At 69.5% G+C, this 13305-nt stretch carries 15 protein-coding genes; 8 read left to right on the top strand and 7 right to left on the bottom strand.

The annotated features are described in order from the left end of the window. Nucleotides 1-40 precede the first annotated feature (40 nt). On the bottom strand, nucleotides 41-670 hold the full coding sequence (ctaE, locus tag ORV05_RS05655; protein WP_144587341.1) for an aa3-type cytochrome oxidase subunit III: 630 nt from the start codon (nucleotides 668-670) through the stop codon (nucleotides 41-43). Nucleotides 671-754: 84 nt separating this feature from the next. On the opposite strand from ctaE, the gene ORV05_RS05650 reads away from it, so the two are divergent. The 3 genes from ORV05_RS05650 to trpD all read left to right on the top strand — a co-directional run bounded on the left by ORV05_RS05650 (nucleotide 755) and on the right by trpD (nucleotide 2728). Then, the gene (locus ORV05_RS05650) at nucleotides 755-1192 is read left to right on the top strand and encodes a hypothetical protein (RefSeq protein WP_268757387.1); all 438 of its coding nucleotides are present in this window, start codon (nucleotides 755-757) and stop codon (nucleotides 1190-1192) included. 92 nt (nucleotides 1193-1284) lie between these two features. Further along, on the top strand, nucleotides 1285-1695 hold the full coding sequence (locus ORV05_RS05645; protein ID WP_144587343.1) for a response regulator transcription factor: 411 nt from the start codon (nucleotides 1285-1287) through the stop codon (nucleotides 1693-1695). Between the two features lie 7 nt (nucleotides 1696-1702). After that, on the top strand, nucleotides 1703-2728 hold the full coding sequence (gene trpD, locus ORV05_RS05640) for an anthranilate phosphoribosyltransferase (protein ID WP_268757386.1): 1026 nt from the start codon (nucleotides 1703-1705) through the stop codon (nucleotides 2726-2728). A gap of 165 nt (nucleotides 2729-2893) precedes the next feature. On the opposite strand, the gene ORV05_RS05635 is transcribed toward trpD, so the two are convergent. Both ORV05_RS05635 and ctaC read right to left on the bottom strand, forming a co-directional pair. After that, complete coding sequence (locus ORV05_RS05635; protein WP_144587345.1) at nucleotides 2894-3313, bottom strand: cytochrome c oxidase subunit 4; 420 nt, start codon at nucleotides 3311-3313, stop codon at nucleotides 2894-2896. A gap of 51 nt (nucleotides 3314-3364) precedes the next feature. Then, the gene (ctaC, locus tag ORV05_RS05630) at nucleotides 3365-4375 is read right to left on the bottom strand and encodes an aa3-type cytochrome oxidase subunit II (protein ID WP_268757385.1); all 1011 of its coding nucleotides are present in this window, start codon (nucleotides 4373-4375) and stop codon (nucleotides 3365-3367) included. Nucleotides 4376-4422: 47 nt separating this feature from the next. On the opposite strand from ctaC, the gene asnB reads away from it, so the two are divergent. Continuing rightward, on the top strand, nucleotides 4423-6357 hold the full coding sequence (gene asnB / locus ORV05_RS05625) for an asparagine synthase (glutamine-hydrolyzing) (protein ID WP_268757384.1): 1935 nt from the start codon (nucleotides 4423-4425) through the stop codon (nucleotides 6355-6357). Nucleotides 6358-6440: 83 nt separating this feature from the next. Here asnB and ORV05_RS05620 read toward each other — a convergent pair whose 3' ends face one another. Then, entirely contained in the window at nucleotides 6441-7376 is a 936-nt protein-coding gene (locus tag ORV05_RS05620; RefSeq protein WP_268759711.1) for a carbohydrate kinase family protein, read from the bottom strand. A 232-nt stretch (nucleotides 7377-7608) separates the two neighbouring features. Between ORV05_RS05620 and ORV05_RS05615 the strand changes: the two genes are divergently transcribed. Further along, nucleotides 7609-7794, top strand: coding sequence for a hypothetical protein (locus ORV05_RS05615; RefSeq protein WP_268757383.1), 186 nt, complete (start codon nucleotides 7609-7611; stop codon nucleotides 7792-7794). A 96-nt stretch (nucleotides 7795-7890) separates the two neighbouring features. On the opposite strand, the gene ORV05_RS05610 is transcribed toward ORV05_RS05615, so the two are convergent. Beyond that, the gene (locus tag ORV05_RS05610) at nucleotides 7891-8256 is read right to left on the bottom strand and encodes a HesB/IscA family protein (protein WP_144587349.1); all 366 of its coding nucleotides are present in this window, start codon (nucleotides 8254-8256) and stop codon (nucleotides 7891-7893) included. A gap of 158 nt (nucleotides 8257-8414) precedes the next feature. Here ORV05_RS05610 and ORV05_RS05605 point away from each other — a divergent pair, with 158 nt between their 5' ends. Together ORV05_RS05605 and ORV05_RS05600 are read left to right on the top strand one after the other, a co-directional pair. Continuing rightward, complete coding sequence (locus ORV05_RS05605) at nucleotides 8415-9071, top strand: DUF3043 domain-containing protein (RefSeq protein ID WP_268757382.1); 657 nt, start codon at nucleotides 8415-8417, stop codon at nucleotides 9069-9071. Between the two features lie 56 nt (nucleotides 9072-9127). Further along, complete coding sequence (locus ORV05_RS05600) at nucleotides 9128-10123, top strand: aldo/keto reductase family protein (protein ID WP_144587351.1); 996 nt, start codon at nucleotides 9128-9130, stop codon at nucleotides 10121-10123. Here the strand turns inward: ORV05_RS05600 and ORV05_RS05595 are convergent. Further along, complete coding sequence (locus ORV05_RS05595; RefSeq protein WP_407652696.1) at nucleotides 10117-10899, bottom strand: IspD/TarI family cytidylyltransferase; 783 nt, start codon at nucleotides 10897-10899, stop codon at nucleotides 10117-10119. The genes ORV05_RS05600 and ORV05_RS05595 overlap by 7 nt on opposite strands. A 189-nt stretch (nucleotides 10900-11088) precedes the next feature. On the opposite strand from ORV05_RS05595, the gene cobT reads away from it, so the two are divergent. Next, on the top strand, nucleotides 11089-12135 hold the full coding sequence (gene cobT, locus ORV05_RS05590) for a nicotinate-nucleotide--dimethylbenzimidazole phosphoribosyltransferase (RefSeq protein ID WP_268757380.1): 1047 nt from the start codon (nucleotides 11089-11091) through the stop codon (nucleotides 12133-12135). A gap of 48 nt (nucleotides 12136-12183) precedes the next feature. Here the strand turns inward: cobT and ORV05_RS05585 are convergent, their stop codons facing one another. Beyond that, nucleotides 12184-13287, bottom strand: a complete 1104-nt coding sequence (locus tag ORV05_RS05585; protein WP_268757379.1) for a branched-chain amino acid aminotransferase — start codon at nucleotides 13285-13287, stop codon at nucleotides 12184-12186. Nucleotides 13288-13305: the final 18 nt, after the last annotated feature.

Raw genomic sequence — 13305 nt, 5'->3', positions numbered from 1 at the left:
CAACCCTTGCTGTTCGGTGAGTTCGGGAGGGGCTGTGCGATCAGGGGATGATGTAGATGACCGCGAACAGACCGACCCACACGATGTCGACGAAGTGCCAGTAGTAGGACACGACGATCGCGGAGGTCGCCTGCGCGGGCGTGAACTTGCTCAGCTTGGTGCGGATGAGCAGGAACACGAACGCGATAAGCCCACCCATCACGTGCAGCCCGTGGAACCCGGTGGCCAGGAAGAAGACCGTGCCCCAGGCGCCCGACGGGATGGTGACGCCCTCGCTGATCAGCTTGGTGTACTCACCGGCCTGACCCGCGATGAAGATGGCACCCATGATCAGCGTCAGCACGTACCAGCGGCGCAGCCCGTACACGTCCCCCCGCTCGGCGGCGAACACACCGAACTGGCAGGTGAACGACGACGCCACCAGGATGATGGTGAAGGGCAGCGCGTACGGGATGTCCAGGTGAATCGGCTCGCCGGTGGCGGCGTTGATCGGGGGCCAGAGACCACTCGAGTTCTGCGCCTTCACCGTGAAGAACATCGCGAACAACCCGGCGAAGAACATGAGCTCGCTGGAGAGCCACACGATGGTGCCGACACTGACCATGTTCGGCCGGTTCAGCGAGTGCACCCGCTGGCTGATGTTGGGAGCTGCCGTTGTCACGAGTCGCATTATGTCCTCCGGCAAAGCGGCTCGCCCGGTCGGGTCGCCGCGCGGGTTGGCCGGACGAACGAACGCGGAGGGTGAAGATCGCTGATGAAACTGCTCGACCGACTGCGTGACCTGCTGAGAAAGGCTCCGGAGCAGGTGCTGACCACGGACACCCCCGGACTGTCCGTGGTGGCCGAAGCCTTCGACATCGCGGAAGCGGATTCGGCGGTGCTGGCGAGATCACACCTGCTGGCCGCCGACCGGCCCGCGGTGCTCCGGCACCACCTCCGGCTGCCCGGGGACAAGGTGGCCGAAGCCACCGGTCTGCTGGCGCAGGACGGCTGGGAACTGCGCCCCATGGCCGGTGAATACGCCGCCGATGAGGTGTTGAACAGCGGTTTCGTCCAGTTGCACGCGCTGCGCGTGCAGCAGCTCGACGCCCTGCACTGCGCGCAGGAACGCTCCCGGATGGCGGGCCTCGCCCAGCGACTCGGCGGGGACTCGCTCGGCTGGGACGCGCTGCAACCCTCGCCGGAAGCCTGACGAACGCGACAACCGGCACAGGTCCTGGGTGATTTGCGCCGCTGGGACTAGCATCAGGACCACCAGTACGGCAACGAAGGCGGAGGCTTGACGTGACCGAGCAGCCGATGAGGATCCTGGTGTTCAGCCACCGGGCGGAAGTCCGGGAGTCGATCACCAACGCGGTGGGCCTGCGTCCCGCCGCCGACCTCGCCCGCGTGGAGTACGTCGAGGCCGCCGGGGTCGCCGATGTGCTCTCCGAAATGGACGAGGGCGGGATCGATCTGGCGATCCTGGACGGCGAAGCCCAGCCCACCGGCGGCATCGGCCTGTGCCGCCAGCTGAAGAACGAGATCTCCGACTGCCCGCCGATCGTGGTCGCGGTCCGGCGCAAGGACGACCGCTGGCTGGCCACCTGGTCCCAGGCCGACGCCGTCCTCGTGCACCCGCTCGACCCCCTGACCGCGGCGGAGACCGTCGCGGACGTGCTGCGGAACCAGCGGGTCCCGGCAGTGCGCGCGTGACCGGCAGATGAACGCTCAGACCTGGCCCGCCCTGCTCAACCAGCTCATCGCCGGCACCGACCTGACCGAAGACGACACCTCCTGGGCCATGGACCAGGTGATGTCCGGGGAGGCCACCCCCGCCCAGATCGCCGGTTTCGCCGTGGCCCTGCGGGTCAAGGGCGAGACGCCCGAGGAGATCTCCGGCCTGGCGGCGGCGATGCTCGCGCACGCCCGCCGCATCGAAGTCGCCGCCCGCGCCGTCGACATCGTCGGCACCGGCGGCGACCGTTCCGGCTCGGTGAACATCTCCACGATGTCCTCACTGGTGGTGGCCGGGGCCGGGGTGCCCGTGGTCAAGCACGGCAACCGGGCCGCCTCGTCCAAGTCCGGTGCCGCGGACGTACTGGAGGCCCTCGGGGTGGCGATCGACCTGCCACCCGAGCGGGTCGAACGGTGTGTGGCCGAACTGGGCATCGGTTTCTGCTTCGCCCCGGTGTTCCACCCCGGCTTCCGCCACGCCGGGCCGCCCCGGAGCCAGCTCGGCGTGCCGACCACGTTCAACCTGCTCGGCCCGCTGACCAATCCCGCCCAGCCGTCCGCGGGGCTGATCGGTTGCGCCTATCCGGACAAGATCGACGTCCTGGCCCGGGTGTTCGCCCGCCGTGGCGCCACCGCGCTCGTGGTGCGAGGTGACGACGGTCTCGATGAGATCACCACCACCACCACGAGCACGGTCCTGGTGGTCTCCGACGGCGAGGTGCGCCGCGCGACGCTGGACCCGGCCGCGCTCGGGATCGCGCGGGCCACCGCCGAGGACCTGCGCGGCGGAAGCCCGCAGGTCAACGCCGAGGTCGTACGGGAACTCGTCGCCGGGAAGCCGGGGCCGGTGCGGGACGCGGTCCTGCTCAACGCCGCGGGCGCGCTCGCCGCGCACGCCGGGTTCTCCGGCTCCCTCCACGACGACCTCTCGGCCGCGCTCGACCGTGCCGCCGAGTCGATCGATTCGGGTGCCGCCTCGGAGGTGCTGGCCCGCTGGGCCGCCTTCCGCTGACGCGGGCACAGCGCCGGGCAAAGGCCCGCACCTCCTTGAAGGACGTGCGGGCCTTTCCGTGCCCGCTACCGGCCCATCGGCGGCCCCGCGGCCCCCATACACAGCGAAACGGCCGGGCGCTTCCTGGGGAAGCACCCGGCCGTTGCGTTTTTCCGGCTTGGGTTCCTACTCGTGGTTGGGGCCGGTGTGGTACTCGAAGACCAGCCCTCCGACGGCGATGAGCACCAGCACGGCACCGGTGATGATCATCCAGATGTGGAAGAACGCGAGCGCGATGCCGGTGAAGGCCGCGGCCCCGGCCACCGCGATCGGCCAGTAGCTGCCCGGGCTGAAGAAGCCCAGCTCACCGGCACCGTCACTGATCTCGGCATCTTCACGGTCCTCCGGACGGGAGGTGATCCGGCGCGCGACGAACCGCATGTAGCTGCCCGCGATCAGGGACAGGCCACCGGTCAGCAGGAGCGCAACCAGGCCGGCCGGTTCCACGCCGTGGCCGCTCCACAGGTAGGTGGCCACGCCGTACACGATGGCGATGAAGAAGGCAAACGCCGTGACCATGTCGAAAATCCGGGCTTCGACCTTCATGAAGCTGTCCTCACTCTTGTGCCAAACACTCGACGTTGCCGACCGGCTCGATCAGCCGCTGGCCGTGCGCGCGGTGCGGTTGGTGTTGAACGGCTCCGTGGTCACCGCGTGCGGCGTGCACAGCTCGCCGCAGTTCATCGCGGCCAGCGCCTCGGCGGCGGTGTTGGGCACCCCGGTGGCCGGGTTGATCTGCGTCCGCAGCTGAATGTACTGGGCGTACAGGTTCTGCGGCAGGGCACGGACCTCGAAGTTCATCATCGAGTGGTAGGCGCCGCACAGTTCGGCGCAGCGGCCGACGAACGAGCCGGGACGGTCGATGGTGTTCTGGAACGAGTTGTCCTGGTTGTTCTTCTCCGGGTACGGGAAGACGTCGCGCTTGAAGTGGAACTCCGGCACCCAGAAGGAGTGGATGACGTCGGTCGAACGCAGTTCGTACTGGATGGTCTTGCCGACCGGCACGACCAGCAGCGGGATCTCGCTGGAGCTGCCGACCGTCTTGATCGTCTGCCCGGTCGCGTCCTTGGCTTCCTTCGGGTAGTCGAACTCCCAGTTCCACTGGAACGCGGTCACGCTGACCGTGACGTCCGGGTTGGACTTCTTGTCCAGCACCTGGCTTTCCGTGGTCGCGGTGAAGAAGAACAGCACGCAGACCATCACCAGCGGGGTGATGACAAGAAACAGCTCGAGCGGCACGTTGTACTGGAACTGGCGGGGCAGGTCCGTCGGGTCCGCGTTCTTCTTCTTGCGGTGGAAGGCGGACGACCAGAAGATCAAGCCCCACACGATGACGCCGACGACGAGCGCGGCGACGACGGACCAGGTCCACAACCATCGCATTTTGTCGGCTTGCTCGGTGACACCCACCGGCCAGCCGAATCGCAGCACCTCGTCACCGGAGCACCCGGTCGCCAACAGAGCGACGAGCCCGGCCAGTGCGGCGACTTTACCGACCCTCTTCAACCCAGGCCTCCTCGTGTTCTGGCATAACAGCGGCGAGCCTAGCTGAGTTGGGAGTCCCCGCTGACCAAGGGGTAACCGTTCGTGGAGAGCTGACCCGCGCATACTTGGGCTCTCATTATCCGACACGACCTTGAGGTGTGTGAGAACACGTGTGCGGCCTGCTCGGACTCATCTGTGCCAGTGAGAATGAGGCGGTAAAAGCCCGTGACGCGGTGGGGGCCGCCCTTCGCTGCCAGCGCCACCGGGGTCCGGACGAGACCGACACCTGGGCCGATGCCGAGGTGGTCTACGGATTCAACCGGCTCGCGTTCATCGACGTGGAGCACTCCCACCAGCCGCTGATCTGGGGTCCGCCGGAGTCGCCGCGGCGCTACACCCTCAATTTCAACGGGGAGATCTACAACTACCGTGAGCTGCGGGAACAGCTCATCGCCGAACACGATGCGAAATTCGCCACAGAAGGCGACGGCGAGGCGATCGTCGCGGCGTATCACTACTGGGGCCCCGACGCGGTCGGCCGGTTACGCGGCATGTTCGCCTTCCTGCTCTGGGACGCCGACGAGAAGGTGCTCTACGGCGCCCGCGACCCGTTCGGGATCAAGCCCCTCTACTACGCGGCGGGACCGGGCGGGACCGCGTTCTCCAGCGAAAAGAAGAGCCTCCTGGAGCTTTCCGAGGTGCTCGGCACGAAGGAGACGTTGGACACGCGTGCGCTGCAGCACTACCTGACCCTGCAGTACGTGCCGGAGCCGGAGTCGCTGCACACCGACATCCGGCGGATCGAGTCGGGCACCTCGTTCACCGTCTCCCCCGGCGGGCAGCTGACGAGCGAGCGCTACTTCTTCCCGCAGTTCACCGCCCGCCCGGTGCACGGGCCCGCGGCGCAGAAGGCGCTGTACGACCGGATCGCGGACGTGATGCGCGACTCGGTGGCCAAGCACATGATCGCCGACCCGGACATCACCGTCGGCTCCTTCCTCTCCGGCGGCATCGACTCGACCGCGATCGCCGCGCTGGCCAAGGAGCTCAACCCGAACCTGATCGCGTTCACCACCGGTTTCGAGCGCGAGGGCTACTCGGAGGTCGACGTCGCCGCGGAGTCGGCGGCGGCGATCGGCGTCAAGCACGTGATCCGCACGGTCTCGGCACAGGAGATGATGGACGCACTGCCGCTGATCGTCTGGTACCTGGACGACCCGGTGGCCGACCCGGCGCTGGTGCCGCTGTGGTTCATCGCGCGCGAGGCCCGCAAGCACGTCAAGGCCGTGCTCTCCGGCGAGGGCTCGGACGAGCTCTTCGGCGGTTACACGATCTACCGTGAGCCGCTGTCGCTCGCGCCGTTCGAGAAGGTGCCCGGCGGGGTGCGGAAGCTGCTCGGCAAGGTCTCCGACCGCATCCCGGAGGGCACCCGCGGCAAGGACCTGCTCCGCCGCGGCGCGCTCAAGCTGGAGGACCGCTACTACGGCAACGCCCGGATCTTCCTGGACCACCAGCTCAAGGGCGTGCTCCGCACGTTCTCCGAGCGCGTCGGGCACCAGGACGTCACGGCCGAGCACTACCGCACCTCGGCCGGCTGGGACCCGGTGGCCCGCATGCAGCACGTGGACCTGTTCACCTGGCTGCGCGGCGACATCCTGGTCAAGGCGGACAAGGTGACCATGGCGAACTCGCTGGAGCTGCGGGTGCCGTTCCTCGACGCCGAGGTGTTCAAGGTCGCGGCCGGGATCCCGCTCGAGGAGAAGATCACCAAGGAGACCACGAAGTACGCGCTGCGCCGGGCGCTGGAGGGGATCGTGCCCGCGCACGTGATCAACCGGCGCAAACTCGGCTTCCCGGTCCCGATCCGGCTGTGGCTGCGCGACGAGATGTACGACTGGGCGCGCGGCATCATCGTCGAGTCGCAGACCGACGCTCTGCTGGACAAGCAGGCGGTGCTGCGGATGCTGGACGAGCACCGGACGGGCCCGCTCGACCACAGCCGCCGGATCTGGGCACTGGTGGTGTTCATGCTGTGGCACGGCATCTTCGTCGAGCACCGCATCAAGCCCGAGGTGCCCGAGCCCGCCTACCCGGTGAAGATCTGACACCAGCCGATGTGCACGAAGGCCCTCCTCCCGACCGGGAGGAGGGCCTTCGCCGTAAGAGGACCCCTCACGGCCGCGTTGCGTCAGACGCCGAAGGCGGCGGCGATGTCGGTGGCGGCGTCGGGACCGTAGGCCTCGCCGAGACGCTTGAGCCCGCTCGCCCAGTCCAGCTGCCATTCCTGGGTGCCGACGGTTTCCAGCACCAGGACCGCGATCAGGGAACCGAGCTGGGCGGCGCGCTCGAAGCCGAGACCACGCTGCAGCCCGGCGAGGAAACCGGCGCGGAAGCCGTCGCCGACCCCGGTCGGGTCCGCCTTGGCCAGTTCGGGCACCGCGGCGACCTTGATCGACAGGCCGTCGGCGGACACGATCTCGACGCCGTGCTCGCCGAGGGTGGTGACGCGCAGGCCGACCCGGTCGAGGACGTCCTGCTCGGCCCAGCCGGTCTTCTGCCGCAGCAGTTCCCACTCGTAGTCGTTGCTGAACAGGTACTTCGCGCCGGTCACGAACGCCCGTGCCTGCTCGCCGTCCATCCGGGCCAGCTGCTGGGAGGGGTCGACCGCGAACTCGTACCCGCGCTGGCGGCATTCGTCGGCGTGCCGCAGCATCGCCTCGGGGTCGTCGGGGCTGATCAGCACGAGGCCGAGGCCGCCGGCCCGGTCGGCGACCGGCTTGAGCTCGATGTTGCGTGCCTCGGCCATGGCACCCGCGTAGAAGGTGGCGATCTGGCACAGGTCCTCGTCGGTCGTGCAGACGAATCGCGCGGTGTGCGCGACCTCGGAGACCAGCACCCCCGAAGTGTCCACGCCGTGCCGCTCCAGCCAGGCACGGTAGTCGGCGAAGTCCTCACCCACGGCCCCGACCAGCAACGGCCGGATGCCCAGCACGCCCAGCCCGAACGCCACGTTCGCCCCGATGCCGCCGCGCCGCACCACGAGGTCGTCGGCGAGGAAGCTCAGCGACACCCGGTGCAGTTGTTCGGCGATGAACTGCTCGGCGAACCTGCCAGGGAAGTGCATGAGATGGTCGGTCGCGATGCTGCCCGACACCGCGATCCTGGCTTCGTCCCCGGCTCCGGTTCCGGCTTCGATTCCGGCACTGCCTGTCACGAATGCTCCCTGCTCTCGACTCGGCTTCGACTCCAAGTTACTTGCCAGTCATCGCCCGTCGGGGGTAAATCCGCGCCGAGCACCGCACCCTACCGTCTGGTAAGGGTGTCGCCGCGCCCGCGCGAGCCCTAGCGTCGCGGACGTGAACACCAGCCTGCACATCCCAGCCGAAGCCGAAAGCCTGAACGAGCTGATCAGCGACTGCGCCGACATTCCGCAGGAGCTGCGGCGGCGGCGCGAAGCCACCCCGCGGCCGCCCGCACCGCGCTCGTGGACCGTCGACGAGGGCACCCACGCCCAGGTCGCGGATCTCGACGAGTTCGCCTGAGCCGCGCAAACGAAACGGGCACCGGCCGGGTCGTACCCGGCCAGTGCCCGTTCGCGCGTTCATTGCGGGCGTCCCCGCCGCTGCCTCGGCGGAACCTCAGTGGAACGAGTCGCCACAGGCGCAGGAGCCGGTGGCGTTCGGGTTGTCGATGGTGAAACCCTGCTTCTCGATGGTGTCCACGAAGTCGATCACCGCGTCCTGCACGTAGGGCGCGCTCATCCGGTCCACCGCCACGCGCAGGCCGTCGAAGTCGCGGAACAGGTCGCCGTCCAGTTCACGGTCGTCGAAGAACAGCTGGTAGCGCAGCCCGGCGCAGCCACCCGGCTGGACGGCGATGCGCAGGTGCATGTCGTCGCGGCCCTCCTGCTCGAGCAGGGCCTTCGCCTTGGCAGCGGCGGAGTCGGTCAAGGTCACGCCGTGGGTGGCCTCGGTCTGCTGGGCGCCGGTCTCAGCGGTCGTCATGGCTCTCCCTCAGGTGTTGCTCGTAATGGGTGCGGGGTGCCTCCGATACGAGGTCAACAACCCACATACTTGTTCTGTTCCCTGCCGTGGCCCTTCCATCGTCGCACATCTTTTGCCCAGCTGAACACCGGCGGTAGCGCCTGGAATATCCTGCCCGTGTGAGGTTCTTACGCCGCAGCAGCACCACCACCGAGGACAGCCCCGCGACCGAGGCCGCCGAGGCGCCCGAAAGCGTCGAATCTCACAAGAAGGGGTACACGCCGGGCAAGGGCCGGGCGACCCCGAAGCGCCGGGAAGCCGAGGGCAAGCGCCGCGGTCCGGTCAAGGCCGCGCCGCGCAGCACCTGGGAGGCGATGAAGCGCGCCCGCGAGCTGCGCAAGGCCAATCCGCAGTCCAAGGACGAGCGCCGCGCCAAGATCCAGGCGCAACGGGAGGGCTACGCCGCCGGGGACGACCGGTATCTGCCCGCCCGGGACCGGGGCCCGGTCAAGGCCTACGTGCGGGACCTGGTCGACTCGCGGCGCAACCTGCTCGGCCTGTTCATGCCGCTGGCGATCCTCGTGTTCGTCTCGCTGCTGGTGCCCTACGAGCTGGTCCGGTCCTACGCGACGCTGGCGACCACCCTGCTGCTGCTCGCGATGGCGGTCGAGGGCGTCCTGTCGGGGCGGCGGATCACCAGGCAGGTGCGGGCGAAGTTCCCGAAGGAGACCGTCCGGGGCGGTTCGATCGGCTGGTACGCGTTCGTCCGGGCGAGTCAGCTCCGCAAGCTGCGGCTGCCCAAGCCGCGCGTGAAGCCCGGCGACAAGGTCGACTGAGCGCCGGGCGGGACCAGTAGTTAGCAACGCGAAAGAATTGCGTCTAGGGTGACGGCATGGAGTTTCGCCGTCTCGGCCGTAGTGGCCTGTCCGTCAGTGAGATCGCCTACGGAAACTGGCTCACCCACGGCTCACAGATCGAGGAAGACCAGGCGCAGGCCTGCATCAAGGCCGCACTGGACGCCGGGATCACCACCTTCGACACCGCCGACGTCTACGCCAACACCGCCGCCGAATCCGTGCTCGGCCGGGGGCTCGCGGGGCAGCGGCGGGAAAGCCTCGAGATCGCCACGAAGGTGTTCTGGCCCACCGGCCCCGGTGGCCCGAACGACCGCGGGCTGGGCCGCAAGCACATCATGGAGTCCTGCCACGCTTCACTGAAGCGCCTGCAGACCGACCACATCGACCTCTACCAGGCCCACCGGTTCGACCACAGCGTGCCGCTGGAGGAGACCTTCCTCGCCTTCGCCGACCTGGTCCGCCAGGGCAAGGTGCTCTACATCGGGGTCTCCGAATGGACCGCGGAGGAGATCACCCGCGGCGCCGCGATCGCGCGCGAACTGAACGTGCCGTTCATCTCCAACCAGCCGCAGTACAACATGCTGTGGCGGGTGATCGAACCGCAGGTCGTGCCCGCCTCGGAGCGTGAGGGCATCAGCCAGATCGTCTGGTCGCCCATCGCGCAGGGCGTGCTCACCGGCAAGTACCGGCCGGGCCAGCCGCCGCCCGCGGGTTCCCGGGCCACCGACGAGAAGGGCGGGGCGAACTTCGTCAAGCGCTTCCTGCAGGACGACGTCCTGGAGCGCGTCGCGCGACTGGAGCCGCTCGCCGCGCAGGCCGGGCTGTCGCTCGCCCAGCTGGCCGTGGCCTGGGTACTGCAGAACCCGAACGTCTCGTCGGCGATCATCGGCGCCTCCCGGCCCGAGCAGGTCCACGAGAACGTCAAGGCCGCGGGCGTGAAGCTGGAGGCCGACCTGCTCACCGAGATCGACACGGTGCTCCTGGGCGTGGTCGAAGACGACCCGCGCCACACCCAGAGCCCGCGCTACTGACCGTTGGGGACCCCGGCGGCTGCCCCGCCGGGGTCCTGAACGCGCTGCGCCTCGAGAACCCGCTCCGCGACGATCAGATCGTGCGGGTAGGTGACCTTGAAGTTCTGCTGCTCCCCCCGGACCCAGTGCACCGGCAGTGCCGAGAACCGCTCCATCACCGATGCGGTGTCCGTGCCGTCGAAACCCTCACGCGCGGCGCGTTCGTAGGCCTCCAGCAGGGGCGCGGCGCGGAAGCCCTGCGGGGTCTGCGCGCGGATCACGGTGCCGGGCGGCGCCTCGCCCAGTGACGCGCCGTCCGCGCCGATCGCGCGGAGATCGTCGGCGGGCAGGCCGGGGATGGCGCCCCCGTGCTCCCGGGCGCACCGCAGCACTCCGGTGATCAGCTCCGGGCTGAGCAACGGCCGGGCGGCATCGTGCAGCAGCACCGCGTCCACCACGCCGCGGCCGATGCGGTCGGCCAGGTGGCGCAGCGCGTTCAGTTCGGATTCCTGCCGTGTCTGCCCGCCGTGGACGACCTCGACCTCGACCCCGCCGACCTCCCGGTCGAGCACCGAATCGACGAGGTCGGCGTCCTGGGGGCGGGTGACCAGCACGAGTGTGCCGACCGCGGGGACCCGGGCGAAGGCGGCCAGTGACCACGAAACCAGGCGGCGCCCCGCCAGCGGCAGGTACACCTTGTTGATCCCGGCGCCCACGCGGGTGCCCGCACCACTGGCGAGCACCACACCGGCGGCGTGGGGAATGCCGTCTGCCTGCCGCCGCTGCCCCGCACTCACAACCGGAATCATACGGACCGCTCCCCCGGCGGCCGCACGGCAGCGGCGGTACATGCCGGGGCGCCGTTTTCCCCTGCGGGCAGGGATGTTCCGCTCGTCGAACCGTCCATTCGCGACACTCGGGACACGGTGACCCCGCCGGTGGGCGGGGCGTTGCCGGTGCCGGAGGAGCCCCGCTAGGTTGACCGCGTGAGTCAACTCGAGTTCGCCGCCGTCCCCCAGCCCGACGAACCGGCCCGCGCCGAGGCGCTGAGGCGGCACGCGACGCTGATCAAACCCGTCGGCTCGCTGGGCCGGCTGGAAGAGCTCGGAGCCTGGGTAGCCGCGTGCCAGGGCACGTGCCCGCCCCGGCCGTTCGCCCGGCCGCGCGTGGTCGTGTTCGCCGGGGACCACGGCATCGCGGCGAAGGGCGTGTCGGCCTATCCGCCGGAGGCGACGGCCCAGCTCGTACGGGCGCTACTGGACGGCGGCGGCGTGCCGGGCACGCTGGCGGCGGTCGCCGGCGCCGGCCTTCGCGTAGCCGACCTCGCCGTGAACGGCGAAACCCCGGTGGCGGAATTCAAGGTGCGCCAGGGATCCGGCTCGATCGACATCGAGGACGCGCTCACCGGCGACGAGGTGATCGCCGCCCTGCGCGCCGGAATCGCCCTCGCCGACGCCGAAATCGACGCTGGGGCGGACCTGCTCGTCGCCGGGGATCTCGGCGTCGGCGTCGGCACCCCGTCGTCCGTGTTGATCGCCGCGCTGACCGGCAGCGAACCCGTCGCGGTGGTCGGGCGCGGGTCCGGCATCGACGACACGGCCTGGATGCGCAAGGCTGCCGCGATCCGCGACGCGCTGCGGCGGGCCAGGGCCGTCCTCGCCGACCCCGTCGCGCTCCTGCGCACCGCCGGCGGCGCCGATCTGGCCGCGATGACCGGTTTCCTCGCCCAGGCCGCGATCCGGCGCACGCCGGTACTGCTGGACGGGCTCGCCGCGGCCGCCGCCGCACTGGTCGCCGAGGAACTCGCCCCCGGTGCCCGCTCGTGGTGGCTCGCCGCGCACCGCTGCGCCGAGCCGGCGCACCGGCTGGCGTTGGAACACCTGGATCTCGAGCCGGTTCTGGACCTGCACATCCGGCTCGGCCAGGGCGCGGGCGCGCTCACCGCACTGCCGGTCCTGACGATGGCGGTACGCCTGCTCACCGACGTGGCCACCTACGAAGAAGCCGGAGTCACGCCACCCGTCCAGCCGTGACGCCGCGCCGTGAAGGGCGGTGGTCGCTCCGAAACGATCGTGGCCCGGTCAGGACAGCGTGCGCATCCAGTGGTGGGGGTCGGGGCGGGTGCCCTCCTGGATGCCGGTGAGTTCGGCACGCAGCTTCATGGTCAGCTCGCCGGGCTCGCCACCGCCGATGGTGAACTCACCGTCGTTGTGCTTGACCCGGCCCACCGGGGTGATCACCGCGGCGGTCCCGCAGGCGAACACCTCGGTCAGCTCACCGGAAAGGGCGGCCTTCTCCCACTCCTCGGTGGAGATGCGCCGCTCCTCGACCTGGTGCCCGAAGTTCCGTGCCAGCTCCAGCAGCGAGCTCCGGGTCACGCCCGGCAACAGGGAGCCGCTCAGCTCCGGCGTGACCACCCGGGCCTCGGCGCCGGAACCGAACACGAAGAACAGGTTCATACCACCCATTTCCTCGACCCACTGGCGCTCCACCGCGTCGAGCCAGACCACCTGGTCGCAGCCCTGCTCGACGGCCTGGGCCTGGGCGAGGAACGAGGCGGCGTAGTTGCCCGCGAACTTGGCCGCACCCGTGCCACCCGGGGCGGCACGCACGTACTCGGTGGACAGCCACACGCTCACCGGCTTGACACCACCGCTGAAGTAGCTGCCCGCGGGCGAGGCGATGACCGTGTACAGGTACTCGCTGGCGGGCGCGTTCACGCCGAGCCCCACCGAGGTGGAGATCATGAACGGCCGCAGGTACAGGGTTTCGCCCTCGGTGGTGGGCACCCAGCGTTCGTCGACGGCGATGAGCTGGCGCAGCGACTCGATGAACAGCTCCTCCGGCAGCTCCGCCATGGCGATGCGGCGCGCCGAGTCGCGGAACCGCTTGGCGTTGGCATCGGGACGGAACGCCGCGATCGAACCGTCCGGCTGGCGGTAGGCCTTCAGTCCCTCGAAAATCGCCTGGGCGTAGTGCAGCACCGAGGTCGCCGGATCGAGCACGAGCGGTTCGTAGGGGCGGACCTGCCCGTCGTGCCAGCCGCGCTCGGTGTCGAAACGGAGGGTCACCATGTGGTCGGTGAAGAACTTCCCGAAGCCCGGGTTCGCCAGTACCTCGGCTACACGCTCCGCGGACGCGGGAGACGGGTGCGGGATACTGGTGAACGGCGTCGAGATTGTCATCTGAGCAGGATATCCCTT

This window comes from Amycolatopsis cynarae (genome assembly GCF_026802195.1).
Lineage (GTDB): Bacteria > Actinomycetota > Actinomycetes > Mycobacteriales > Pseudonocardiaceae > Amycolatopsis_E > Amycolatopsis_E rhizosphaerae.
Note: the sequence above shows the minus strand (reverse complement) of the source record. Positions and strands in the feature narration are given on the sequence as shown.

What these genes read in the sequence shown, in the direction of transcription:
- ORV05_RS05650 (WP_268757387.1), top strand. Translation starts at nt 755, where the DNA reads ATGAAACTGCTCGACCGACTGCGTGACCTGCTGAGAAAGGCTCCGGAG.
- ORV05_RS05610 (WP_144587349.1), bottom strand. Translation starts at nt 8,256, where the DNA reads ATGACGACCGCTGAGACCGGCGCCCAGCAGACCGAGGCCACCCACGGC.
- ORV05_RS05585 (WP_268757379.1), bottom strand. Translation starts at nt 13,287, where the DNA reads ATGACAATCTCGACGCCGTTCACCAGTATCCCGCACCCGTCTCCCGCG.
- ORV05_RS05600 (WP_144587351.1), top strand. Translation starts at nt 9,128, where the DNA reads ATGGAGTTTCGCCGTCTCGGCCGTAGTGGCCTGTCCGTCAGTGAGATC.
- ctaC (WP_268757385.1), bottom strand. Translation starts at nt 4,375, where the DNA reads ATGCGCGGGTCAGCTCTCCACGAACGGTTACCCCTTGGTCAGCGGGGA.
- ctaE (WP_144587341.1), bottom strand. Translation starts at nt 670, where the DNA reads ATGCGACTCGTGACAACGGCAGCTCCCAACATCAGCCAGCGGGTGCAC.
- trpD (WP_268757386.1), top strand. Translation starts at nt 1,703, where the DNA reads ATGAACGCTCAGACCTGGCCCGCCCTGCTCAACCAGCTCATCGCCGGC.
- ORV05_RS05635 (WP_144587345.1), bottom strand. Translation starts at nt 3,313, where the DNA reads ATGAAGGTCGAAGCCCGGATTTTCGACATGGTCACGGCGTTTGCCTTC.
- ORV05_RS05620 (WP_268759711.1), bottom strand. Translation starts at nt 7,376, where the DNA reads ATGCACTTCCCTGGCAGGTTCGCCGAGCAGTTCATCGCCGAACAACTG.